21 protein-coding genes and 2 pseudogenes are annotated in these 23,591 nt (G+C 72.1%); 14 read left to right on the forward strand and 9 right to left on the reverse strand.

Going from position 1 to position 23,591, the window contains the following annotated elements; genetic code table 11:
- Window positions 1-221 precede the first annotated feature (221 nt).
- Entirely contained in the window at window positions 222-1,202 is a 981-nt protein-coding gene (locus GR130_RS00190) for a J domain-containing protein (protein ID WP_159502835.1), read from the forward strand.
- A gap of 10 nt (window positions 1,203-1,212) precedes the next feature.
- Complete coding sequence (locus tag GR130_RS00195) at window positions 1,213-1,557, forward strand: rhodanese-like domain-containing protein (protein WP_201304761.1); 345 nt, start codon at window positions 1,213-1,215, stop codon at window positions 1,555-1,557.
- 226 nt (window positions 1,558-1,783) lie between these two features.
- Here GR130_RS00195 and GR130_RS00200 read toward each other — a convergent pair whose 3' ends face one another.
- The 6 genes from GR130_RS00200 to paaA form a co-directional block, all read right to left on the reverse strand.
- Window positions 1,784-2,917, reverse strand: a complete 1,134-nt coding sequence (locus tag GR130_RS00200; RefSeq protein ID WP_159502836.1) for an acyl-CoA dehydrogenase family protein — start codon at window positions 2,915-2,917, stop codon at window positions 1,784-1,786.
- A gap of 131 nt (window positions 2,918-3,048) precedes the next feature.
- Window positions 3,049-4,095 (reverse strand): 2Fe-2S iron-sulfur cluster-binding protein, encoded by a 1,047-nt coding sequence (locus tag GR130_RS00205; RefSeq protein ID WP_159502837.1) that lies wholly within the window; start codon window positions 4,093-4,095, stop codon window positions 3,049-3,051.
- Window positions 4,095-4,592 carry a 1,2-phenylacetyl-CoA epoxidase subunit PaaD gene (gene paaD / locus GR130_RS00210; protein WP_159502838.1) on the reverse strand — a complete coding sequence of 166 codons (498 nt, stop codon included), beginning with the start codon at window positions 4,590-4,592 and terminating at the stop codon, window positions 4,095-4,097. The genes GR130_RS00205 and paaD overlap by 1 nt, the downstream gene beginning before the upstream one ends.
- Window positions 4,586-5,305 carry a 1,2-phenylacetyl-CoA epoxidase subunit PaaC gene (paaC, locus tag GR130_RS00215; protein WP_159502839.1) on the reverse strand — a complete coding sequence of 240 codons (720 nt, stop codon included), beginning with the start codon at window positions 5,303-5,305 and terminating at the stop codon, window positions 4,586-4,588. Before paaC ends, paaD begins: the two co-directional genes overlap by 7 nt.
- Window positions 5,302-5,679 carry a 1,2-phenylacetyl-CoA epoxidase subunit PaaB gene (paaB, locus tag GR130_RS00220; protein WP_236572611.1) on the reverse strand — a complete coding sequence of 126 codons (378 nt, stop codon included), beginning with the start codon at window positions 5,677-5,679 and terminating at the stop codon, window positions 5,302-5,304. The genes paaC and paaB overlap by 4 nt, the downstream gene beginning before the upstream one ends.
- Window positions 5,676-6,674: a 1,2-phenylacetyl-CoA epoxidase subunit PaaA gene (gene paaA, locus GR130_RS00225; RefSeq protein ID WP_159502840.1), complete on the reverse strand. Its 999-nt coding sequence runs from the start codon at window positions 6,672-6,674 to the stop codon at window positions 5,676-5,678. The genes paaB and paaA overlap by 4 nt, the downstream gene beginning before the upstream one ends.
- A 167-nt stretch (window positions 6,675-6,841) precedes the next feature.
- Here paaA and GR130_RS00230 point away from each other — a divergent pair, with 167 nt between their 5' ends.
- The 4 genes and pseudogenes from GR130_RS00230 to GR130_RS40155 form a co-directional block, all read left to right on the forward strand.
- The gene (locus GR130_RS00230; RefSeq protein WP_159502841.1) at window positions 6,842-7,513 is read left to right on the forward strand and encodes a DUF5819 family protein; all 672 of its coding nucleotides are present in this window, start codon (window positions 6,842-6,844) and stop codon (window positions 7,511-7,513) included.
- Window positions 7,510-8,874, forward strand: a complete 1,365-nt coding sequence (locus GR130_RS00235; RefSeq protein ID WP_159502842.1) for an HTTM domain-containing protein — start codon at window positions 7,510-7,512, stop codon at window positions 8,872-8,874. The genes GR130_RS00230 and GR130_RS00235 overlap by 4 nt, the downstream gene beginning before the upstream one ends.
- A 201-nt stretch (window positions 8,875-9,075) precedes the next feature.
- Window positions 9,076-9,837: a TrmH family RNA methyltransferase gene (locus tag GR130_RS00240; protein WP_236572614.1), complete on the forward strand. Its 762-nt coding sequence runs from the start codon at window positions 9,076-9,078 to the stop codon at window positions 9,835-9,837.
- 51 nt (window positions 9,838-9,888) lie between these two features.
- Window positions 9,889-10,292: pseudogene (locus tag GR130_RS40155) on the forward strand (TrmH family RNA methyltransferase); the annotation flags it as partial.
- Between the two features lie 85 nt (window positions 10,293-10,377).
- Here GR130_RS40155 and paaN read toward each other — a convergent pair.
- Window positions 10,378-12,060 (reverse strand): phenylacetic acid degradation protein PaaN, encoded by a 1,683-nt coding sequence (gene paaN / locus GR130_RS00245; RefSeq protein WP_159502844.1) that lies wholly within the window; start codon window positions 12,058-12,060, stop codon window positions 10,378-10,380.
- 149 nt (window positions 12,061-12,209) lie between these two features.
- Between paaN and GR130_RS00250 the strand changes: the two genes are divergently transcribed.
- A complete protein-coding gene (locus tag GR130_RS00250; protein ID WP_159502845.1) occupies window positions 12,210-13,730 on the forward strand; it encodes a 3-hydroxyacyl-CoA dehydrogenase in 1,521 nt (506 codons plus the stop codon).
- 2 nt (window positions 13,731-13,732) lie between these two features.
- The gene (locus GR130_RS00255; RefSeq protein WP_159502846.1) at window positions 13,733-14,323 is read left to right on the forward strand and encodes a TetR/AcrR family transcriptional regulator; all 591 of its coding nucleotides are present in this window, start codon (window positions 13,733-13,735) and stop codon (window positions 14,321-14,323) included.
- A 610-nt stretch (window positions 14,324-14,933) separates the two neighbouring features.
- Here GR130_RS00255 and GR130_RS00260 read toward each other — a convergent pair.
- Complete coding sequence (locus GR130_RS00260) at window positions 14,934-15,452, reverse strand: Lrp/AsnC family transcriptional regulator (RefSeq protein WP_159502847.1); 519 nt, start codon at window positions 15,450-15,452, stop codon at window positions 14,934-14,936.
- A 225-nt stretch (window positions 15,453-15,677) separates the two neighbouring features.
- Between GR130_RS00260 and pdhA the strand changes: the two genes are divergently transcribed.
- From pdhA to GR130_RS00290, 6 genes and pseudogenes are all read left to right on the forward strand, one after another.
- On the forward strand, window positions 15,678-16,871 hold the full coding sequence (gene pdhA / locus GR130_RS00265) for a pyruvate dehydrogenase (acetyl-transferring) E1 component subunit alpha (protein WP_159502848.1): 1,194 nt from the start codon (window positions 15,678-15,680) through the stop codon (window positions 16,869-16,871).
- Window positions 16,868-17,902, forward strand: coding sequence for an alpha-ketoacid dehydrogenase subunit beta (locus GR130_RS00270; protein WP_159502849.1), 1,035 nt, complete (start codon window positions 16,868-16,870; stop codon window positions 17,900-17,902). The genes pdhA and GR130_RS00270 overlap by 4 nt, the downstream gene beginning before the upstream one ends.
- Window positions 17,902-19,338: a dihydrolipoamide acetyltransferase family protein gene (locus tag GR130_RS00275; protein WP_159502850.1), complete on the forward strand. Its 1,437-nt coding sequence runs from the start codon at window positions 17,902-17,904 to the stop codon at window positions 19,336-19,338. Before GR130_RS00270 ends, GR130_RS00275 begins: the two co-directional genes overlap by 1 nt.
- Window positions 19,339-19,457: 119 nt before the next feature.
- Window positions 19,458-20,372 (forward strand): NTP transferase domain-containing protein, encoded by a 915-nt coding sequence (locus GR130_RS00280; RefSeq protein ID WP_159502851.1) that lies wholly within the window; start codon window positions 19,458-19,460, stop codon window positions 20,370-20,372.
- A complete protein-coding gene (locus GR130_RS00285) occupies window positions 20,369-21,910 on the forward strand; it encodes a molybdopterin molybdotransferase MoeA (RefSeq protein ID WP_159502852.1) in 1,542 nt (513 codons plus the stop codon). The genes GR130_RS00280 and GR130_RS00285 overlap by 4 nt, the downstream gene beginning before the upstream one ends.
- Window positions 21,907-22,310: pseudogene (locus tag GR130_RS00290) on the forward strand (ion channel); the annotation flags it as partial. The gene GR130_RS00285 and the pseudogene GR130_RS00290, both read left to right, overlap by 4 nt.
- A gap of 35 nt (window positions 22,311-22,345) precedes the next feature.
- Here GR130_RS00290 and GR130_RS00295 read toward each other — a convergent pair.
- Window positions 22,346-23,464, reverse strand: coding sequence for a potassium channel family protein (locus GR130_RS00295; RefSeq protein ID WP_159502853.1), 1,119 nt, complete (start codon window positions 23,462-23,464; stop codon window positions 22,346-22,348).
- Window positions 23,465-23,591: the final 127 nt, after the last annotated feature.

Genomic DNA, 23,591 nt, shown 5'->3' on the forward strand with positions numbered 1-23,591 from the left:
GCCGGGGCATGGGCAGGGGGGCGAGGGGTGGGGCTGGGGAGGGTGGGGGGAGGGGAAGGGCCCCGAGGGGAGAGCCTGAAGGTCACCCGCAGTCCCAGCCCCCTCACCCCCCCCACCCTCACCCCTCAGGCACCCCAAGCGGTCGCCCCCCCACGCGCCCCCGCCTCCGTCGCCCGGTGCGGCCCGAGGGACGGTGCTGATGGGGGCCGTACGCTGACCGGGTGACGAACTCGCACGCGGAGAACGCGCAGGACGGCCAGGACCGACCGGACGTACCGGGGGCACCCGGTGCCCCGGCCGAACCGCGGGCGGCGGACGCCCGCGGGGAGGCGCGGGGCGAAGGGGGGCGTGATGCGGCGGCTGCCGCAGGCCCGGAGGGGGGCGTTCCGGGGGGGCCGGACGCGGCGGCCGACGGCCAGGGCGGGCACGACGAGGCCACGCGGCGGCTGGCGAAGGCGGTGCGGGCCGCCGAGCAGGCGTTGATCGAGTTCGAGATCGCGGTGGAGACGTTCCGGGTGGAGGTGGAGAACTTCTCCCGGCTGCATCATCAGCGGCTCGGCCCCATGTACGCGCGGCTGGACGAGCTCGATGCGCAGATCGCCGAGGCGGTGGCGGCTCGTACCGGCGACCCCGAGGACATCCGCAAGGCCCGGGAGGCGCGGGCGTCGGTGCTGCCGATGCCGGAGGTGGAGGAGCTGTTCCACGGCTGGCTGGGGTCGGAAGGGCTGTTTCCGGAGGCCCAGGCGATGCTCACGGATCAGCCGGTGAGCCCGCCGCAGAAGGTGCGGCCCAGTGAGGAGGCTCGCAAGATCTACCGCGAGCTGGTGCGCAAGGCGCATCCGGATCTGGCGCGGGACGATGCGGAGCGGGCGCGGCGTGACGGGTTCATCGCGCGGGTCAATGCCGCGTACGGGCGGGGTGACGAGGCGGCGCTGCGGGAGCTGGTGCGGGAGTGGGAGGCGGGTCCGGTGCTGGTCGAGGAGCGGCTGAGCGAGAGCGAGGAGCTTTACGCCCGGCTGGAGTGGCTGGCCCGGCGCAAGGAGCTGCTGGCCGCTGTCGCGGGGGAGCTGGAGACCAGCGCCATCGGCGCGATGATCAAGATGGCGCCGGAGGACCCGGACGGGTTGCTGGACGAGATCGCGGAGAAGCTGCGCGCCGACGTCGCAGAACGCGAGGCGTACCTCGCGCGGCTGGTCGGGTAGCGTCGGGAGTATGCAATTTGGTTCTCTGCCCACGGTCGGTGTCGATGATCTCGCGCCCGGGGACTTCCTGCTGGACGTACGCGAGGACGACGAGTGGGAGGCGGGGCACGCCGAGGGCGCGCTGCACATCCCGATGAGTGAATTCGTCGCTCGTTACGGTGAGTTGACGGAGGCGGCGCCCGAGGGCGGCAAGGTGTTCGTGATGTGCCGGGTCGGTGGGCGTTCGGCGCAGGTGGCGCAGTATCTGCTTCAGCAGGGCATCGACGCGGTGAATGTCGCGGGCGGTATGCAGGCGTGGGAGGCGGCCGGGCGTCCGGTGTCGGACGGCAGGGGCGGCGTGGGGACGGTCGTCTAGCCGTCCCCATGGTCGACCCACGGCCGTCCGGCCGGGCGGGCCGGTATCCGGTGGGTGGCGGATCGTCTGCCGGACTCGCGCGTCGTCGGGCGCGCGCGGCGCGTCGGCCCGGCGTGCGCACCGGCGTTTTCACCGGTCTGCCGTCGGCGCGGGGCATGGTGCCTTCGGCCTTCCGGGGCAGTTGCTTCCGCTTTACGGGGTACCGGCTCCGCTCCTCGGCCGGGGCTCAGCCCGGTGGGTGTGCCGCGAGCAGTTCGCCGAGTGCTTCCTCGTGGGCGGCGGCCGGGCCCAGGGAGAGTTCGAGCTGTTTGGCCCAGGCGTGGTAGCGGTGCAGCGGGTAGTCGGTGTCGGCGCCGAAGCCGCCGTGCAGGTGCTGCGCGGTCTGTACGACGCGGCGGACGCCTTCGGCGGCCCAGATCTTGGCGATCGCGATGTCTCCCGCGGGCGGGAGTGGCCCGGCGGCGTCGGTGGTGATGCGCCAGGCGGCTTGCCAGAGGGTGGCTTCCATGGCGCGCAGGTCGATGAAGCGGTCGGCGGTCTGGACGGCGACGGCCTGGAAGGTGGCCACGGGGAAGCCGAACTGTTCGCGTTTGCCGGTGTAGTCGCTGGTCATGGCGAGAACGCGTTCGCCGAGGCCGAGTGCGAGTGCGCAGGTGCCGGTGGTGAGCAGGTTGCGCAGGGTTTCCCAGGCTGCCGGGTCGGTGATCGTTTCGCGGCTGCCGAGGCGTACGGAGTCCAGCCGGATCTCGGCGTGGCGCTCTCCGTTGGTGGAGATCTGGGGGGCGAGTGTGACGCCGGGGTGGGTCGGCGGAACGAGTGCGAGGACGGCGTGGCCGTCGGGGGTGTGGGCGGGCAGCAGGATCCGGTCCGAGGTGTGGGCCCAGGGGACGGTGGTGTGGGTGCCGTCGAGGAGCCAGTCGGCGCCGTCCTGGCGTGCGGTTGCGGCGAGTTCGGCCGGGTCGTGGCCGGTGCGTCCGGCCGCGGCGGTGGTGATGACGAGATCGCCGGTGGCGATCTGGGGCAGTACGTCCGCCCGGAGGCTGTCGGTGGCGTGTTTCTGCAGGGTGAGTGCGGCGGCGCCGGACTCCAGCAGGGGTACGCGGGCCAGTACTTTGGCCGACTCGCGCAGCACCAGGCAGAGGGCGATCGGGTCCAGGCCGGAGCCGCCGTACTCGGGTGCGATGGGCAGGCCCAGGAGATCGGCGTGGGCGAGCTTGCGCCACAGTGGGCGGTCGAAGTCGTCGGCGACGGCGCCCGGGGTGAGTGCCGGGCTGGGCACGCTGTCCGGTGCGACGCCTGAGAAGACGGCCTTGGCCGCTTCCACGGCGGCCTGCTGCTCCTCGGTGAAGGTGAAGTCCACTGGTCTGTCCTCCCGCACGCCGCCTGAATCTGACGAAGCGTCAAGGTAGAACATGTTCCGGGAATGGGGAATGGCGCGGTGGGTGAAAGACGGCGTGCACGGGCCGGGCTGCGGCTGCGGCGAGCCTCCTCTCAGCGGTCGAAGTCCAGCTCGACCTTCTCCGTGACGGGGTGGGACTGGCAGGCCAGTACATAGCCGGCGTCGACCTCGTCGGACTCCAGGGCGAAGTTGCGGTCCATCCGGATCTCGCCGGAGACGAGGAACGCGCGGCAGGTGCCGCAGACGCCGCCCTTGCAGGCGTACGGCGCGTCCGGGCGGTTGCGGAGCACCGCTTCCAGCAGCGATTCGCCGTCGTGCACCGGCCAGTTGCCCGAGCGGCCGTCGAGGGTGGCGGTCACCGTGCTGTGGGCGGGCGCGGTGGCGGCGGGCGCCGGGGCCGCGGCGCCGTTGTCTATGTGGAAGATCTCTTCGTGGATGCGGCCACGTGGCACCTTGAGGGCGCGCAGGGCCCGTTCGGCACCCTGGACGAGACCGAAGGGGCCGCACAGGAACCAGCCGTCGACGGATGCGACCTGGAGCAGTGCGGGCAGCAGCGTGAGCAGCCGCTGCTCGTCGAGGCGGCCGGACGGCAGCCCGGCTTGCTGCTCCTCGCGGGAGAGGGCGTGGATCAGCTGGAAGCGTTCCGGATAGCGGTCCTTGAGGTCGGCCACCTCCTCCAGGAACATCGTCGAGGCCGCCGTGCGGTCGCTGCGGATCAGGCAGAAGCGGGCGTCCGGCTGCTCGGCGAGCAGGGTGGAGGCGATGGAGAGGACGGGGGTGATCCCGCTGCCGCCGACGATGCCGGCGAACTGGCCGGGGCGCGGTTCGAGGGTGAAGCGGCCGGCCGGGGCCATGACGTCGACGGTGTCGCCGACGGCCAGTTCCTTGAGCGCGTAGGTCGAGAAGGCGCCGTCCTCGACCAGTCGGATTCCGACCCGCAGTACGGGTTCGCCGGTGGCCGGGGTGCAGATGGAGTAGGTCCGGCGGATCTCCTGGCCGTCGACCGTTCTGCGGAGGGCGATGTGCTGCCCGGGGGTGTGCCGGAACGTCGTGCGCAGCGCGGGCGGGACGGTGAACGTGACGGCCACCGCGTCGTCCGTGAGCCGCTCGATCTCCCGCACCTGGAGCGGGTGGAACATCACAACTCCTTGAAGTGGTCGAAGGGTTCGCGGCAGGACTCGCAGCGGCGCAGTGCTTTGCAGGCCGTGGAGGAGAAACGGCTGAGCAGGGTGGTGTCGGTCGATCCGCAGTGCGGGCAGCGGATCGTGAGGTCGACGGTGACCGGTCCGCCGGCCGGGGCTGTGGGGCGCGGTGGGGCGATGCCGAATTCCGCGAGCTTGCGGCGGCCTTCGTCGGTGATCGCGTCCGTGGTCCATGGCGGGCTGAGGACCGTGTGGACCTCGACTTCCGGTATTCCGTGGTCGTGCAGTACGCGTTCTATGTCGGCGGACATCGCCTCGATGGCGGGGCAGCCGGTGTAGGTGGGGGTGAGGCGGACCTCGACGCGGTCCGGGGCGGTGAGCCGTACCTCGCGCAGTACGCCGAGTTCGGCGAGGGTGAGGACCGGCAGCTCCGGGTCGGGGACCGAGCCGGCCAGGGCGAGCAGTTCCGCTTCGAGGGCGGTGGGGGTCACCATGTCGCCCCCGGGTGGCTGCGGTGGAGGTGCTGCATCTCGGCGAGCAGCCGGCCGAACGGTTCGGTGTGCAGGCCCTGGCGTCCGGCGCCGGCGGTCCAGGCGCCGCGCTGGGGGCCTTCGGGGACGCCGAGGGTGGCGCGCTCCAGGATCGCGGTGATGCGGGCGGTCCATCGGTCGTAGAGCGCCGGCCAGGGGACGGTTTCCAGCCCTTCCACCGGTTCGAACAGCTCGCCGGTGAAGAGCCAGAGGGCGTCCAGTGCGCGCTGCATCCGGGTGTGGCTCTCGTCGGTGCCGTCGCCCAGGCGCAGTGTCCACTGCTCGGCGTGGTCGCGGTGGTAGGCGACCTCCTTGACGGCCTTCCCGGCCAGGGGGGCCAACTCGCTGTCTCCGGTGGCGAGATGGGCGTACAGCAGCTCCTGGTACGTGGAGAAGTAGAGCTGGCGGGCGATGGTGTGGGCGAAGTCGCCGTTGGGCTGTTCGACCAGCTGGAGGTTGCGGAACTGCCGTTCCTCGCGGAGATACGCCAGTTCGTCCTCGTCGCCGGCCAGGGAGAGCAGGACGCGGGCCTGGCCGAGGAGGTCCAGTGCGATGTTGGCAAGGGCGACCTCCTCTTCCAGGACGGGGGCGTTGCCCGCCCATTCGCCCAGGCGGTGGGAGAGGATCAGCGCGTCGTCCCCGAGGGGCAGGGCCGGGGTGGCCGTCAGCTGCGTCACAGGTGGTGCACCCCCTCCGGGATCTCGTAGAAGGTCGGGTGGCGGTAGGGCTTGTCGCCGGCCGGTTCGAAGAACTCGTCCTTCTCGTCCGGTGAGGAGGCGGTGATCTGGGCGGAGGGGACCACCCAGAGGGAGACGCCTTCCGAGCGGCGGGTGTACAGGTCGCGGGCGTTGCGCAGCGCCATTTCGGCGTCGGGGGCGTGCAGGCTGCCGGCGTGGGTGTGCGACAGGCCGCGGCGGCTGCGGACGAAGACCTCCCACAGCGGCCAGTCGGCGGGGCGGGGGGCCGCCCCGGAGCCGGTGTCCGCCGTCGCCGCCGCGGATGCCGCTGCGGCGGACGGCGTCGGGGTGTCCGAGGGACGTGCTGTCGTCATCGGTTCGCCTCTCCCGTACCGGCCGTGCGGGCCGTGTGCCCGGCGTTCGTTGTGGCGTGCGCGGCCTTTGCGGCGTGCGCGGCGGCTGCCTCGCGCACCCAGGCGCCCTCTTCGTGGGCGCGGCGCCGGCGGCCGATCCGCTCTTCGTTGCAGGGGCCGTTGCCCTTGAGCACCTCGCGGAACTCGGCCCAGTCGATCGGTCCGAAGTCCCAGTGCTCCCGCTCCTCGTTCCACCGCAGGTCCGGGTCGGGGAGTGTCAGCCCGAGGGCCTCGGCCTGCGGGACGCAGATGTCCACGAAGCGCTGGCGCAGTTCGTCGTTGGAGTGCCGCTTGATCTTCCAGGCCATGGACTGCGCGGAGTGCGCCGATTCGTCGTCGGGCGGGCCGAACATCATCAGGGAGGGCCACCACCAGCGGTTCACCGCGTCCTGCGCCATGGCGTGCTGAGCCTCGGTGCCGCGGCTGAGGGTGAGCAGGAGCTCGTATCCCTGCCGTTGGTGGAAGGACTCCTCCTTGCAGACGCGGATCATTGCTCGGGCGTACGGGCCGTAGGAGCACCGGCACAGGGGGACCTGGTTCGTTATCGCCGCGCCGTCCACGAGCCAGCCGATGGCGCCGACGTCGGCCCAGGTCAGGGTGGGGTAGTTGAAGATCGAGGAGTACTTCTGGCGGCCTGAGTGGAGCTTGTCGAGCAGTTCGTCGCGGCCGGTGCCGAGGGTCTCGGCGGCGCTGTAGAGATACAGGCCGTGGCCGGCCTCGTCCTGCACCTTGGCCATCAGGATCGCCTTGCGGCGCAGCGACGGCGCGCGGGTGATCCAGTTCGCCTCGGGCTGCATGCCGATGATCTCGGAGTGGGCGTGCTGTGCGATCTGCCGCACCAGCGATGAGCGGTAGGCGTCCGGCATCCAGTCCCGTGGTTCGATCCGCTCGTCCGCGGCCACGGTGGCGTCGAACACGGCCTCGCGGGCCGTTTCCTCCAGCGCGATCGTCGTCATGTACTGCCCCCTCACTCCCGACCGACCGATCGTTCGGTTCAATGGTGAGTGGCCGGACCGCGGGTGTCAAGCCTGTGGATAAGCCAGGGGAGGGTGTGCCCGGTGCGGCGGCATAGGTACGGTTCCGGGGCGGAGTCAGCCGCGGAAAATCTCGGAACGGGGCGGGAATGCAGTCATACGGGGACGAATCGCGGCCACTGGCCGCGCTGTCGCTGCCCTCGCGGATCGTCATAGGCGCAGCGGCCTGCGCCATCGCCGTCAGCGTCGCGCTGCATCTCGCCATGATGTTTCTGCACGTCGCGCCGTCGAACACGCTCAGCAAGCAGCAGAGCAAGCTGATCAGCGACTACGTCTATCCCGAGTACGAGCAGAACTGGAAGCTGTTCGCGCCCAACCCCCTCCAGCAGAACATCGCGGTCCAGGCCCGCGCCCGGGTGCGCACCCAGGACGGCACGTTGCAGACCACCGGCTGGACCGATCTGACCGCCCAGGACGGCCGAGCCATCCTCCACAACCCGCTGCCCAGCCACACCCAGCAGAACCAACTCCGCCGCGGCTGGGAGCTCTTCACGAACACCCATGACGCCCAGGACCGCCCCATCGGCAGGCGCGGCGAGCTGTCCGAGCGCTACATCCGGCGGATCGTGATGCTCCGGATGTCCGCGGAGTGGACCAAGGGCGGCGGCCGGGTCGAGGAGATCCAGGTCCGGTCGCAGACGACGGCGGTGCAGCCGCCCCCGTGGAGCGACGAGAAGATCAGCGACAAGCCCGTCTACCGCGTGCTGCCCTGGTGGCAGGTCACCGCAAACGACCTGCCCGAGGGGGCGACGAACAAGTGACTTCGCCGACGCCGCAGCAGCCGCACTCCGCCCCGCCGGCCCCCGGCACCCCCGGGGAGGCCGCCGTCCAGGAGGCCCCCACCTCCTACGAGGAGACCCGCATCGAGCGCGCGATAGGCCGCGGCTTCATATGGGTCACCGGCCGGGCCATGGCCCCGTACCAGACCGCCGTCATCCGGATCGGCTTCGCCGCCACCTGGCTGCTGTTCCTCTTGCGGGAGTGGCCCAACCGCCAGGAGCTCTACGGGCCCGGCGGCCCCTGGAACGCCGGGATGGCGCGTGAGCTCCTCCACGGCAACCACGCCTTCTCCGTCCTGCTCTGGTCCGACAGCCGGAGCTGGTTCGAGTGCGTCTACCTCCTCGCCATCGTGGCCAGCGCCCTGCTGATGCTCGGCTGGCGCACCCGCACCATGTCGGTGCTGTTCATGTTGGGCGTGCTCTCGCTGCAGAACCGCAGCGTCTTCATAGGAGACGGCGGCGACAACGTCATCCACCTGATGTCGATGTATCTCGTTCTGACCCGCTGTGGGCAGGTGTGGTCGCTGGACGCGCGCCGCGCCAAGCGGGCGGCCGCCGCGGCGACCGAGGAGGGCGCGGCGGGCACCACACCGCCCCGCGACCTGCCCGGCATCGTCCTGTGGGCGGTGCTCGGCCTCGGCCTGGCCGCGGCCCAGGTGCAGGGAGGCTACGCGCTGACCTGGTTCGGCCACGGGCCGTTCCCGTACGTCGGCTGGAGCCTGGTGCTGTGGGGTCTGTGGGCGACGCACGGCCTGTGGTGGGCGGTGCGGCGCCACGCCCCGGGGGAGCCGCGGATCGTCCTCGACACCCTCGCCAAGCTCGCGCACAACGGCGCACTGCTGGTGATCATGGTCGAGGTCTGCCTGATCTACTCCACCGCCGGCTGGTACAAGATCCAGGGCTCGCGCTGGCAGGACGGCACCGCGGTCTTCTACCCGATGCACCTGGACTACTTCTCCCCCTGGCCGGCGCTGTCCCAGATGTTCGGCAGCAACGGCTTGATGATCATGCTGGTGACCTACGGGACGGTGATGGTGCAGGTCGCCTTCCCGTTCACGCTCTTCAACCGCCGGCTCAAGAACGTGCTGCTCGTCGTGATGATCTGCGAGCACCTCTCGATCGCGTTCCTGCTCGGGCTGCCGTTCTTCTCGCTCGCGATGATCACCGCCGACGCCGTCTTCCTGCCCACGAACTTCCTGACCTGGCTCTCCGGGAAACTCTCCGGGCTGCGCCGGCGGCTGTTCCCGCGCGGCGCCGGCACCGGTACGGACACCGGATCCGGCGGCGTCGAGCCCGAGACCCGTACGCATTCCGCCGGCGATGGCCGGCCGGTCGTGGGCTGAGCAGCGAGAACACCGCCCCGCGAGCCCCTTCCGTACGACGAGGAGCACGGACCCAGGCGCCAGCGGCCGGCCCCCGGCCCCCGGTCCGCTGCTGCTGCGGCACCCCGGGCCTTGATGGACGTCCCTTCCGGCGCTGTCCGGCGGTTGGGCGCGATCCTGGGCGAAGGCCCTGGTAGCGGCCATGAGCCGTAGTCTGATGTGGTGAGTGAGGACGAGATCACGAGAGTCGTACGGCAGTGGCGGGACGCTGCGCCCGAGGCGGTGCTGCTGGACGGGTTCCATGCCGTGAAGCACGCGCTTCGCTTTGAGGCGGACGTTCGCCTCGCGATCTCCGGCGACAAAGGCTCTGTCCTGGCACTGGCGGAAGAGCTGGCCGACGACCTCACGAACCGCATCGACGATCTTGTGACCGAGGTGCCGGCCGAAACCTACCGGGACCTTGTGCCGAGGGTGCACCCCACACACGTGGCCGCTCTGGCGGTCAGACCCAGCCTGCAGCGGAATCTGGACGACTTGTCGAGAGCCCCACGGCAGGCACCGGTCGTCGTCCTGGAGAATCCCCGCAACCTGGGGAATGTCGGCGCCGTGGTCCGGCTTGCGGCGGGGTTCGGGGCCACCGGCGTGGTCACGACCGGCGACATGGATCCGTGGCACCCCAACGTGGTGCGCGCGGCAGCGGGCCTTCATTACGCGACTGCCGTGGAAGGTCTCCCGCTCGACGACCTACCGCCGGGGCCGGTGTACGCGCTGGACCCGGAGGGAGACGACATCAGATCTGTGGTGCTTCCTGACGACGCGCTGCTGGCGTTCGGATCCGAGCGGCACGGGATATCGCCGGAACTCCGCAAGCGGGCCACCAGGCTCGTGGCACTCCCGATGCGGCCCCAGGTGTCCAGCTACAACCTGGCCACGAGCGTCGCCATGGCTCTCTTCCACTGGGGAGGCCCGCCTCCAGCGCCGTGAGCAGGCGGGATGGCGGGGCGCTCCACCCCGTCAGGTAACCGACACCTCACCATCGGCTCGGCCGTACGGACCGCCAACGCCTTCCCGGCCAGGGAGGTCCGCACCGTCGGGCAGCCGCGCTGGAACCAGCGCGGCGCGATGGCGACCGGACCGCAACCAGCACGTCCGCCCCCACCCGGTCATTGCCGAGCTGACGGCCCGGGCCGCTGCCGAGGGGCTGGCGACCATCGGGATCGACGACTTCCCCGGCTCCCCCCCGCTGGAGACGACCGAGCTGCGCCGCCGCTGTGTGCTGCACTTCGGCCAGGAGGGGCCGGGGCTCGGCGAAGAGGCCCGGCGGCACGCCTCCCCGGTCTGCTCGATCGCCCGGTTCGGATCGACCCGCTCGAACGGGGGCCGCGGCGGCCATCGCGATGCACGCCCGGATCACGCGCCGGGACCGGCTCCGAGGTCCGCTCTGCGGGACCGCGAGCAGCGGCCTGCGGACAGGGGCCCGCGGGCAGGGGCCCGGTTACGGCGGTACCGCCCGGGCCCCGGGTCTCACGCCTCCCGCCTCACCTCCACCGTCCGGAAGCGGTTCGCCACGAACGCGGCGTCGCACAGCACGGCGTTGGCCGCCGGATTGCCGCCCGAGCCGTGGAAGTCGGAGAACGCCGCGGTCTGGTTCACATAGACCCCGCCGGTCAGGTTCAGCGACAGCTGCGCGCACTCCTCCAGGCAGGCGTCCTCGACCAGCCGCTCCACCTCGGGCGAGGTGGTGTAGGCGCCGACCGTCATGGCGCCCTTGTCGCGGATCGTGCGCCGCAGCAGAGCGACCGCGTCGGCCGCGGAGTCGACGGCCACCGCGAACGACACCGGGCCGAAGCACTCCGAGAGATACGTCGCCTCGGCGTCCGGCTTGGCGCCGTCCAGCTTGACGATCACCGGCGTGCGGACCGTGGCCTTGGGGAACTCGGGATGGGCCACCTCACGGGAGGCCAGCCCGACCTCGCCGAGCCCCGAGGCCGCGTCGATCCGCTCCTTGACCTGCGGATTGACGATCGCGCCGAGCAGCGCGTTGGCTCGCGCGTCGTCGCCGAGCAGGCCGCTCACCGCGCCCGCCAGATCGCTGACCACCTCGTCGTACGACTTCGGCCCGGCGTCCGTGCCGATGCCGTCCCGGGGGATCAGCAGATTCTGCGGGGTGGTGCACATCTGGCCGCTGTAGAGCGACAGCGAGAACGCGAGGTTGCCGAGCATGCCCTTGTAGTCGTCGGTGGATTCGATGACGACGGTGTTGACACCGGCCTTCTCCGTGAAGACCTGGGCCTGGCGGGCGTTCTCTTCCAGCCAGTCGCCGAAGGCGGTCGAGCCGGTGTAGTCGATGATCCGCACCTCGGGGCGCACGGCCAGCGTCTTGGCCAGCCCCTCGCCCGGCTTGTCCACGGCCAGGCACACCAGGTCCGCGGGGAAGCCGGCCTCGGCCAGCACCTCACGGGCCACCTGGACGGTCAGCGCCAGCGGGAGCACGGCGCGCGGATGCGGCTTGACCAGCACCGGATTGCCGGTGGCCAGCGAGGCGAACAGGCCGGGATAGCCGTTCCACGTCGGGAAGGTGTTGCAGCCGATCACCAGGGCGACACCGCGCGGCACGGCCGTGAAGCTCTTGGCCAGCTCCAGCGGATCGCGCTTGCCCTGCGGCTTGGACCAGGCGGCCTTCTCCGGCGTCCGGGTCTGCTCGGCGTACGCATACGCCACCGCCTCCAGACCGCGGTCCTGGGCGTGCGGCCCGCCCGCCTGGAAGGCCATCATGAACGCCTGCCCACTGGTGTGCATCACGGCCTGGGCGAACTCATGGGTGCGCGCGCTGATCCGCGCCAGGATCTCCAGACAGACCGCGGCGCGCGCCTCGGGGCCCGCGTCCCGCCATGCGGGGATCGCGGCCCGCATGGCCGGCAGCAGCACCGAGACGTCCGGATGCGGATAGGTGATGCCCAACTCCGGGCCGTACGGCGAGACTTCCTCGCCCGTCCAGTCGTCCGTGCCGGGCTGGTCGACGGCGAAACGGGTGCCGCGCAGCGCCTCGAAGGCGGCCAGGCCCTCCGGCGCGGCGTTCTCGCCGTACGCCTTGGGGTGCTCGGGGTGCGGGGACCAGTACTCGCGGGTGCGGATCGCTTCCAGCGCCTTGTCGAGGGTCAGGCGGTGCTTCTCGATCAACTGCGCTGCGGTCGGTTCGGCGGCCATCGGTGACCAACTCCTCGTCGGGTGCTGGGCGGAGATGTGGATAGGGCTGGGAGCTGTCGGGGCAGCAGGGCTAGAGTAACCGAACGATCGGTCGGGGCAAGAGGGCCCGGCGAACCTGTGGAAAACTCGGTCGGGGAGGATCAGCTGCCATGACGGCAATCGGAACCAGCAGCACGGTTGCAGTGGTCGGTACCGGCACCATGGGGCAGGGAATCGCGCAGGTGGCGCTGGTCGCGGGCCATCGCGTACGCCTCTACGACACCGCCCCGGGCCGCGCGGAGCGGGCCGCCCGGGCCATCGGGCAACGGCTCGACCGGCTGGTGGAGAAAGGCCGGATCCCGACGGCGGAGCGGGATGCCGCACGCGAACGCCTCTCCCCCGCCGCGTCTCTCGGCGAACTGGCCGACGCCGCGCTGGTCGTCGAGGCGATCCTGGAACAACTTCCGGCCAAACAGGAGCTGTTCCGTTCCCTGGAGGACGTGGTCGCGGCGGACTGCCTGCTCGCCACCAACACCTCCTCCCTGTCCGTGACCGCGGTCGCGGGCCCGCTGCGCCACCCCGGCCGCTGTGTGGGCCTGCACTTCTTCAACCCCGCACCGCTCCTCCCGCTGGTCGAGGTCGTCAGCGGCTTCGCGACCGACGAGGCCGCCGCCACCACGGCGTACGAGACCGCCGCGGCCTGGGGAAAGACCCCGGTGCGCTGTGCCGACACCCCCGGCTTCATCGTCAACCGCATCGCCCGCCCCTTCTACGCCGAGGCCCTGCGCCTCTACGAGGAGCGGGCCGCCGACCCCGCGACCATCGACGCCGTGCTGCGCGAGGGCGGCGGCTTCAAGATGGGCCCGTTCGAGCTCACCGACCTCATCGGGCAGGACGTGAACGAAGCGGTCACTCACTCCGTGTGGACCGCCTTCTTCCAGGACCCGAAGTTCACGCCCTCCCTGGCGCAGCGCCGGCTGGTGGAGTCCGGGCTGCACGGCCGCAAGACGGGGCGCGGCTGGTTCGACTACGCCGAGGACGCCCGCCGGCCCGCGCCGCACACCGCCGAGCCCTGCCCGGCTCCCGCCTCGGTCGCCCTGCACGCCAAGCTGCCCGGCCCGGCCCGGGTGCTGCACGAGCTGATCGAGGAGGCCGGCATCAAGATCACCCGCGACCGGGCACCAGGGGAGTCCGAGGGCTTCGTCCGGCTGCCCGGCGGTGCCCGCCTCGCGATGACCAACGGCTCCCCGGCCACCAGCGCGGCCCGCGGCGCCTCCATCCGCTTCGATCTCTCGCTCGACTACCGGGCCGCGACGCGGATCGCCCTCGCGCCCTCGGCGGCGGTCTCCGAAGCGGACCTCGCGGAGGCCGTCGGCCTGTTCCAGGCGCTGGGTAAAGAGGTCAGCGTGATCGACGACGTCCCGGGCATGATCGTCGCCCGTACGGTCGCGATGATCATCGACTTCGCCGTGGACGCTGCGGCCCGCGGGGTCGCCACCCCCGAGGACATCGACACGGCCATGCGGCTCGGCGTGAACTACCCCGGCGGCCCCATGGAGTGGGCCGAGCGGCTCGGCGCCCAGTGGGTATGGGATCTGCTGGATTCCCTGCACCACCAGAATGCCGGCGGACGCTACGCACCGTCCTGGGCGCTACGGCGCCGTGCGGACCACGAGGAATTGGTGCTCTAATCATGACCATGGCCAAGCGCGACGCCTATACGCCCGATTCGCTGCTCGCGGTCTCCGTGGAGGTGTTCATCGAGCGCGGCTACGACGGCACGTCCATGGAGCACCTGTCCAAGGCGGCCGGCATCTCGAAATCGTCGATCTACCACCATGTGCGCAGCAAGGAAGAGCTGCTGCGCCGTGCGATAACCCGCGCCCTGGACGGGCTGTTCGGGGTCCTGGAAGAGCCTGGCGCCGTCCAGGGACGGGCCATCGAGCGACTGGAGTACGTCACCAGGCGCGAGGCCGAGGTGCTGATGGACGAACTCCCCTATGTGACGCTGCTGTTGCGGGTACGCGGAAATACGGACACCGAGCGGTGGGCCATGGAGCGCCGCCGGGAGTTCGACCACAGGGTCGCCGAACTGCTCAAGGAGGCCGCCGCCGACGGTGACCTGCGGGACGACGTGGACATCCGGCTGGCCACCCGGCTGCTCTTCGGCATGATCAACTCGATCGTCGAGTGGTACCGCCCGGGACGCGGCGACGCGGCCAGCCGTGACGAGGTCGCCGAGGCCGTGGTCCGCACGGCGTTCGGGGGGCTGCGGAGCGCCTGAAGGGCGGGTGAATGCTCGTCCCGGGTGGAATTTCGCGGGGTGGGGTGGGTTGAGCGCGCGCCAGGGGTGGGGTGGGCTTGAGCGCCTGCCCCGGGGCGAGTTGGTTGCCTGCCCTGGTGGGGCGGGCTGGTCGCTTGCCCGGGGCCGCGGTGGGGTTGGCCGGATGATCGGCTGACCGGCTCTGTGCGTCGTGGTGCGATGGCTGGCGCGGTGCGAAGGCTGGTGCCTGGTGCCCCTGGTACCTGGCGCCTTGTCCCCGGTGTTTGGTGCCTCGCGCCTGGTGTCTGGTGTTTGGCGTCAGTCGTGCTTGTCGTGTTTGCGGCAGCCGTTCGCCGGTGCCGATAGGCGCGCGTCCGTGTCGATGGCCGTGCGTTCGTGTCGCAGCGCGGCGACTGCTTCCTCCCCCCACCCCCGACCCCCTCTCCCCCTCTCCCCCGAAGGGGGAGAGGGGGAGAGGGCGGGGGAAAGCCCGAGCCGGTCCGGTGTGGCGGGCCCGGACCGGTCCGGCAGGTTCCGCCCAGCGTCCTCCGACGCCCGCCCAGCGTCCTCCGACACCCGCCCAGCACCCCACCCCCACCCGTATCCGCACCCCCTACCCCCACCCCTATCTTTATCCCTCCTCCACCCCCAGATCGGTCTCCTCGAAGACGAGCAAGGTGCGGGTGCTGAGCACTTCCGGGATCGACTGGATGCGGGTGAGGACCAGCTCCCGTAGCTCGCGGTTGTCCTTGGTGTGGACGAGCAGCAGGACGTCGAAGTCGCCGCTCACCAGAGCGATGTGGGCGGCTCCGGGCAGCGCGGTGAGCTGCTTGCGCACGGTCCGCCAGGAGTTCTGAACGATCTTTAGCGTGATGTAGGCGGAGGCGCCCTGACCTGCTCTTTCCTGGTCTACGAGGGCGCTGAAGCCACGGATGACGCCGTCGTCGAGCAGCCGGTTGATCCGGGCGTAGGCATTGGCGCGGGAGACGTGCACCTGCTCGGCGACGGAGCGTATGGAGGCCCGGCCGTCGGTGCGCAGCAGGCGCAGGATGGCTCGGTCGATGGTGTCGAGGGGGCGCGCTGTCGGAGCGGGCGGAGCGGGCGTCACCGGTGGCTGCCCGCCTGGATTGGCCATCTGTTCCTCCGGCATGTGATCCCGCCTCCCCCTTGTGGACGCCCTGCCTTCATCACAAGCTGTGGAGAACCGTTTGTCCACAGGCTGAACCCGGCTGTAGCCAAAATGCATCAGCGACCGAACAATCGGTAGGGAAGGGCGTACCCGCCCCGACCGACGTCATCCTGCCCGTGCGTCGCCCGCCCACCACCCCTTATGAGGCGCCTCGCGCCGCCCCTTCGATCCGAGGAGGTGCTCGTCATGACGGTCCTTGAGCAGCCCGGCAGCAGAAGGCACACGAGCGGCCTGGCCGGACCGCCGCCCGACTGGCGGCCCCGCGTAGACCCGGCACCCCTTCTGCCCGACGCGAAGCCGTACCGCCTCCTGGGGACGGACGCCGCCCGCGGGGTCGACCGGGGGCTGCTGAAGCGGCTGTACGCGGAGCTGGTGCGGGGCCGTCGGTACAACGCCCAGGCCACCGCGCTGACGCGGCAGGGGCGGCTGGCGGTCTACCCGTCCTCCACAGGGCAGGAGGCATGCCAGGTCGCCGCGGCGCTCGCGCTCGAAGACCGCGACTGGCTCTTCCCCAGCTACCGCGACACCCTGGCCGCCGTGGCCCGCGGCCTCGATCCCGTACAGGCGCTGACGCTCCTGCGGGGCGACTGGCACACCGGATACGACCCGCACGAGCACCGCATCGCCCCCCTGTGCACCCCGCTCGCCACGCAACTCCCCCACGCCGTGGGCCTGGCACACGCCGCCCGCCTCAAGGGCGACGACGTGGTCGCGCTGGCGATGGTCGGCGACGGCGGCACGAGCGAGGGCGATTTCCACGAGGCGCTGAACTTCGCCGCGGTGTGGCAGGCGCCGGTCGTCTTCCTCGTACAGAACAACGGCTTCGCGATCTCCGTCCCGCTCGCCAAGCAGACCGCCGCGCCGTCGCTCGCCCACAAGGCGGTCGGCTACGGCATGCCCGGTCGCCTGGTGGACGGCAATGACGCGCCCGCGATGCACGACGTCCTCACCGAGGCGATACGGCGGGCCCGTGAGGGCGGCGGCCCCACCCTGGTCGAGGCCGTGACCTACCGCCTTGAGGCGCACACCAACGCCGATGACGCCACCCGCTACCGCACCGACGACGAGGTCGAGACCTGGCGGGCGCACGACCCGATAGCCCTGATGGAGCGCGAGCTGACGGACCGGGGTCTGCTCACCGACGCCTTCGTCGCCACCACCCGGGAGAGCGCCGAGCACCTGGCGGCCGACCTGCGGGAGCGGATGAACGCCACCCCGCTGCTGGACCCGATGGACCTGTTCGACAACGTATTCACCCGGCAGACCAGCCAACTGCGCGACCAGGCCGCCCAGTTGCGTGCCGAGCTGGCCGCCGAGGCCGAGGGACACACCGAGCACGCAGCGGGCGCCGCGGCGCCCGCCCAGGAGGCCAGGCCATGACCACCATCGCTCCGGCGACCGCGCGCAAGCCCGCCACCATGGCGCAGGCGCTGACCCGCGCGCTGCACGACGCCATGGCCGAGGACCCGTCCGTCCATGTGATGGGCGAGGACGTCGGTGCCCTGGGCGGCGTCTTCCGGGTCACCGACGGGCTGGCCGCGGAGTTCGGCGAGGACCGCTGCATCGACACCCCGCTCGCCGAGGCCGGCATCCTGGGCACCGCCGTCGGAATGGCCATGTACGGGCTGCGGCCGGTCGTGGAGATGCAGTTCGACGCGTTCGCCTACCCGGCGTTCGAGCAACTGGCCAGCCATGTCGCCCGGATGCGCAACCGCACCCGCGGCGCGGTGGCGATGCCGCTCACCATCCGCATCCCGTACGGCGGCGGGATCGGCGGCGTCGAGCACCACAGCGACTCCTCCGAGGCGTACTACCTCGCCACCCCCGGCCTCCAGGTCGTCACCCCGGCCACGGTCGAGGACGCGTACGGGCTGCTGCGTGCCGCCATCGCCTCCGACGACCCGGTCGTCTTCCTCGAACCCAAGCGGCTGTACTGGTCCAAGGCCGACTGGTCGCCGGACGCACCGACTCCGGTGGCCCCCATAGGCCGCGCCGTGATCCGGCGCCCCGGCAGCAGTGCCACGCTGATCACCTACGGCCCTTCGCTCCCGGTCTGCCTGGAGGCCGCCGAGGCCGCCCGGGCCGAGGGCTGGGACCTGGAAGTCCTCGATCTGCGCTCGCTGATGCCGTTCGACGACGACACGGTCTGCGCGTCCGTACGGCGCACCGGGCGGGCCGTGGTCGTCCATGAGTCCAACGGCTTCGGCGGCCCGGGCGGCGAGATCGCCGCGCGGATCACCGAGCGTTGCTTCCACCACCTGGAGGCGCCGGTGCTGCGCGTCGCCGGTTTCGACATCCCTTATCCGCCTCCGATGTTGGAGAGGTACCACCTTCCGGGTGTGGACCGGATACTGGACACCGTCGCCCGCCTCCAGTGGGAGTCGGACTGGACCGAGGGACGTGGTGAGTGATGGCCGTGGTCCGCGAGTTCACCCTGCCCGACCTGGGGGAGGGCCTCACCGAGGCGGTGATCGTGCAGTGGCTGGTCGAGGTCGGCGACGTGGTGGCCGTCGACCAGCCGGTGGTGGAGGTCGAGACCGCCAAGGCGATGGTCGAGGTGCCATGCCCGTATGGCGGTGTGGTCACCGCCCGCTTCGGCGCGGAGGGGGCCGAAGTCCCGGTGGGTGCCGCCCTGGTGACGGTCGCCGTGGGGGCGGCGGACGATCTGGCGCCGAGCGGTGGGGCGGGACCGGACACCGCGGGCGCGGAGCCGGACTCGTTGGCGCCCCCTGCCCCTGCCCCCGCCGGGGAGGACGCGGCGGATTCCGGGTCGGGCAATGTGCTGGTCGGGTACGGGACGAGCGCGTCGGCGGCACGCCGGCGGCGGGTCCGGCCCGGGACGCCGGCCGGCCCCGGGGCGCGGGCGTCGGCGAAGTCCCCTGAGGCGACAGCGTCCGCGGCCGCTGCCCCCGTGCCCACCGGCACCCGGGCGGCCGCGGCCGGAGCCGAGGCCGCAGGCACCCGTACGGTCGCCGTCATCTCTCCGCTGGTGCGCCGTATCGCGCGGGAACACGGCCTGGATCTGCGGGGGTTGACGGGATCCGGCCGCGACGGGCTGATTCTCCGTACGGACGTCGAGTCCGCGATCGGGGCGCTGCGCGAGCGGGAGACGGCCGCCGCCGGAGCCGCCCTCGGTACGGGCACCGCGGCCGTCCCCGGGGAGGAGCGGATCCCGCTCCGGGGGATGCGCGGCGCCGCCGCCGAGAAGTTCAGCCGCAGCCGCCGGGAGATCCCGGACGCGACCTGCTGGGTGGACGCCGACGCCACCGAACTCCTCGCCGCCCGCAAGGCGATGAATGTGCCCGGCGCTCCCAAGGTGTCGCTGCTCGCGCTGCTGGCCCGGATCTGCACGGCCGCGCTCGCCCGTTATCCGGAGCTGAACGCCACCGTCGACACCTCCACCCAGGAGATCGTCCGGCTGCCCGCCGTCCATCTGGGCTTCGCGGCGCAGACCGACCGCGGCCTGGTGGTGCCGGTCGTCCGGGACGCGCAGAACCGCACGGTCGAGGAGCTGTCCGCCGAAATGGCCCGGCTCACCGAGACCGCGCGCGCCGGTGGGCTGTCGCTGGCCGAGCTGACCCACGGCACGTTCACGCTCAACAACTACGGCGTCTTCGGGGTCGACGGCTCCACGCCGATCATCAACCACCCCGAGGCGGCGATGCTCGGCGTCGGCCGGATATCCGCCAAACCCTGGGTCCACGAAGGCGAGTTGGCCGTCCGTCAGGTCGTCCAGCTCTCGTTCACCTTCGACCACCGGGTGTGCGACGGCGGCACCGCGGGCGGGTTCCTGCGCTATGTGGCCGACTGCGTGGAGCGGCCCGCGCTGCTGCTGCGCGGGCTCTGACCGCCGGGCCGGCGCGACCGGCCGCCCTCTGGGCGGGCGGTGCGCCGGCTGTGACGGCCGTGACGGGATGACCGGGTCCAGGGCTGTGTGATCGCGTCACCCCTGGTGATACTCAAGGGATGAGCGACCACACCGTCCACGACGCCATCGTGCTGGCCGGGGGCGCGGCCCGGCGGCTCGGCGGGGCCGACAAGCCCGCCCTGTCCGTCGGCGGCCGTCCGCTGCTGGACCGGGTGCTGGCCGCCTGCCCCGACGCCGCGGTCACGGTCGTCGTCGGCCCCGGCCGCCCCACCGTCCGCGCCGTCGTCCACGCCCTGGAGGACCCGCCCGGCGGCGGCCCGCTCGCCGCGCTGGACGCCGGGCTGCGGCACACCACCGCGCCGACGGTGCTGGTCCTCTCCGCCGATCTGCCGTTCCTGACGGCCGCGACCGTACGGGACCTCCTCCAGGCGGCGACCGCGCACGGCGCCGCGCCCCGGGACGGTGCGCTGCTGTGCGATGCCGAGGGCCGCGACCAGCCGCTGGTGGCCGCCTACGGTGCGGCGCCGGTGCGCCGCCGGCTCGACCTGCTGCGCGCCGAACACGGCACCCTGGCCGGGCTGCCGCTGCGCCGCCTGACGTCCGCGCTGGCGCTCACGCGGGTCCAGGACGCCACGTCCACGGCCTCCTTCGACTGCGACACCTGGGAAGACATCAGCGCGGCTCGCGCCCGTATCAGGGAGCATGGACACGTGTTGGACGAATGGATCACCGCAGTCAAGGCCGAACTGGGCATCGACCTCGATGTCGACACGGCGGCGCTTCTCGACCTCGCGCGGGACGCGGCGCACGGCGTGGCCCGCCCCGCCGCGCCGCTGACGACCTTCCTCGTCGGTTACGCGGCGGCCCAACAGGGCCGGGACGTGGCCGAGCTGGCGCAGCGTACCGCCGCGCTGGCCGACCGCTGGGCCGCGGAGGCCGAGGCCGAGGAAGCACCGGCGGCCAAGGCGGCGGAGGCGGGCGGCGCCGGCAGCGAAGCGAAGCCCGCGCAATGACCGACGGGGAGTTCGGCGGCGCGTTCCGCGAGGTGACCGGGGACCCGTTCGACGATGCGCTCGCGCTGGTCAACGACGTCGCCCCGGCGCGCCTGCGGTCCGGTGCCGCGGACGGGCCGTACGGCGCCCGCGACAGCGGACCGTCCGGCGCCGGTGGCCACGGAGGCACCGGCGGCGGGGACGGCCCGCACCACCCCGCCGGGCCCGGTCCCGGGAAGGCCCGGCCGCACGCCGGCCGCCCGGCCACCTCCTGGCCCACGGCCCGGGACGTCGCCGCGCGGGCGGTGCCCGAGCCGCCCGAGCCCGGGACGGCCGCGCTCGGCGACGCGCTCGGCCGCACGCTCGCCGCGGCCCTGACGGCGCTCACCGACCTGCCGTCGTTCGACACCTCGGCCATGGACGGCTGGGCGGTCTCCGGCCCCGGCCCCTGGCGCGTCGTCCGCCCCGCGGAGGACGACGGCGAGCCCGGCCCGTCCGCCGGCATCCTCGCCGGCCACGCCACCACCGAAGCGCTCCCCGACGGCCATGCGATCCCGATCGCCACCGGCGCCCGCATCCCGCCCGGCGCCACCGCCGTACTGCGCAGCGAGCACGGCGAGGTCCTCGACCTGCCCGACGGCCGCGCCCGGCTGTACGCGCCGCGCCCGGTGCCGCCCGGTCAGGACATCCGCCCGCGCGGCCAGGAGTGCCGCCGCGGCGACCACCTGCTCCCGGCCGGCGCCGTGGTGACCCCCGCGGTCCTCGGCCTGGCCGCGGCGGCCGGCTACGACGAGCTGGCCGTCTACCCCCGGCCCGCCGTCGAAGTGCTGGTCCTGGGCGACGAGTTGCTGCGCCAGGGGCTGCCCGAGGACGGCCGGATCCGGGACGCGCTCGGCCCGATGCTCGCGCCCTGGCTGCGGGAACTCGGCGCCGAGGCGGCCGCGCCGCGGCATCTCGCCGACGACGCCGACACGCTGTACGAGGCCCTCGCCGGGTCCACCGCCGACCTGGTCGTCACCACCGGCGGTACCGCGTCGGGCCCCGTCGACCACGTGCACCCCACCCTGCGCCGGCTGGGCGCCGAGCTGCTGGTGGACGGGGTGGCGGTGCGCCCCGGCCACCCCATGCTGCTGGCCCGCCTCGCACCGCGCCGGCACCTCGTCGGCCTCCCCGGGAACCCTCTCGCCGCGGTGTCCGGCTTGCTCACCCTCGCCGAGCCGCTGCTCCGTGCCCTCGCCGCCCGCCGGCCCGCCGCCCCGTACCGCGCGCCGCTGGCCGCCGCCGTTCACGGCCATCCGCACGACACCCGGCTCGTCCCGGTCGCCTACCGCGACGACGAACGGCACGGACTGGTGGCCACGCCGCTGCATTTCCAGGGTCCCGCCATGCTGCGCGGCATCGCCGCCGCCGACGCGATGGCCGTGATCCCGCCCGGCGGCGCGGAGTACGGCGCCGAGGTCGAACTCCTCGAACTCCCCTGGCCGGCGAGCTGGTCAGCGGGCTGGACCGCCCCCGGCGCGCCCTACGACGCCGCGGATCCTGCGGGAGGCCCCGCGTGAAGCTCCCGTCCCACCACGCCGCGTCACGTGAGCCTCCCGAGGACCGGTCCCACCGGGTGATCCGCCCCGCCGCACTCCGAAGGCGCCGATACGGCAGGTCGCCCGACGGCCGCTGATGGCCCTGCCCGTGCTCGTCGCGACGGTCTTCATCGTCTGGAGCGACCGCAAGGGGTACCACGACAACGCCGGCGGGCCCCTCGATCCGCTCGACTGCGTCTCTCACGCGACCGTCACCCTCTCCACGACGGGACACGGCGGCATCGTCCCCTGCAGCGCCGGCGCCCGGCTGCTGAACATCCTGCTCGTCACGCCACCGCGCGTGGTCTTCCTGACCATCCTGGTCGGCACGGTCCTGGAGGTGCCGACCGAACGCACCCGCGAGCAACGGCAAGGGAGACGCCGGAGTCGACACCGTGCCGGACGGAACACACGCTTTCAGTTCACGTGGTCCCCGGACGTTGCCCGCTGAACGGTGATCAGCCGGTCCGTGAGCTGGAGCGTCGCGGCCTCGGGCTCGGTGTAGTCCAGCACCCTGCCCCCTCGTAGGACGGCCACGACCAGGTCACTGCACTCGCGGGGGGAACGTCCCGCCTCGGACTTCGCCACCGCGCGCTCCTTGAGGTCCAGTCCGCTTCCGTACGTCATCAGTTCTTCCAGGACGGTGCTCGCGCTCGGGCTGGTCATCGCCATACCGAGCAGCTGGCCCGCCGAGCTGGAGCTCGTGATGACCGTGTCGGCTCCGCTCTGCTTCAGCAGCGGGATGTTCTCGTCCTCCCGGACCGCCACCACGATGGAGGCGTGCCTGTTGAGCTGGCGCGCGGTCAGCGTCACCAGGGCGGCTGTCTCGTCCCGATGGGTGGCGACGACCACCTTCGAGGCCCGGTGCAACTCGGCCCTGCGCAGCGCGTCGGAACGGGTCGCATCCCCGAGGACCCCCACGAGCCCGTCGTTGCCGGCTGCATCCACCGTCTGCTTCTGCGGATCGACCACAACGATCTTCTGCTTCGATACGCCCTGGCCGACCAGGGTTTCGACGGTGTGCCGGCCCTTGGTTCCGTACCCGATGACGACGATGTGGTCGCGCATACGGGAACGCCAGCGATGAACGCGTACTTGATGCCGGGTGCGCTCGGTGAGCACTTCCAGCGTGGTGCCGACCAAGATGATCAGGAACAGGACGCGCAGCGGCGTGACGACGAAGATGTTGGCCAGCCGAGCGCCGTCGCTGACCGGGGTGATGTCGCCGTAGCCCGTGGTCGAAAGGGTCACGGTCGCGTAGTACGCCGAGTCGAGGAGACCGACGGTCCCGCCGGCGTTGTCGTGGTACCCGGCACGGTCGACCCACACGACGAACGTCGTGAGTGCCAGCACCACAAGGGCCATGACCAGCCGACGGAAGACCTGCTGAAGCGGTGGTTTCACGCCCTGCACGGGCATGACGACGGACCGGCCGTCCTCGGCGTCCTCCTCGGCCTGGGCTCGTGAACGCGACCAGAGAGACCGGAAGATGGAGACTTTCCCGGTGTCGCGGAGTGGCTGTTGCTCTTCCCTCATAGGGGCGGCCCCTCTTGTGCGGCTTGCTCTGCGGAAGTCCGTCCATAAGGCATAAGGCCATCCTCAGGGATCAGGCTGCCTCGTGTCGCGTTCGGAGTACCCCGTCAGGCATTCGGTCACATCCGGA

It is taken from the genome of Streptomyces sp. GS7 (assembly GCF_009834125.1).
In the GTDB taxonomy this organism is placed as follows: domain Bacteria; phylum Actinomycetota; class Actinomycetes; order Streptomycetales; family Streptomycetaceae; genus Streptomyces.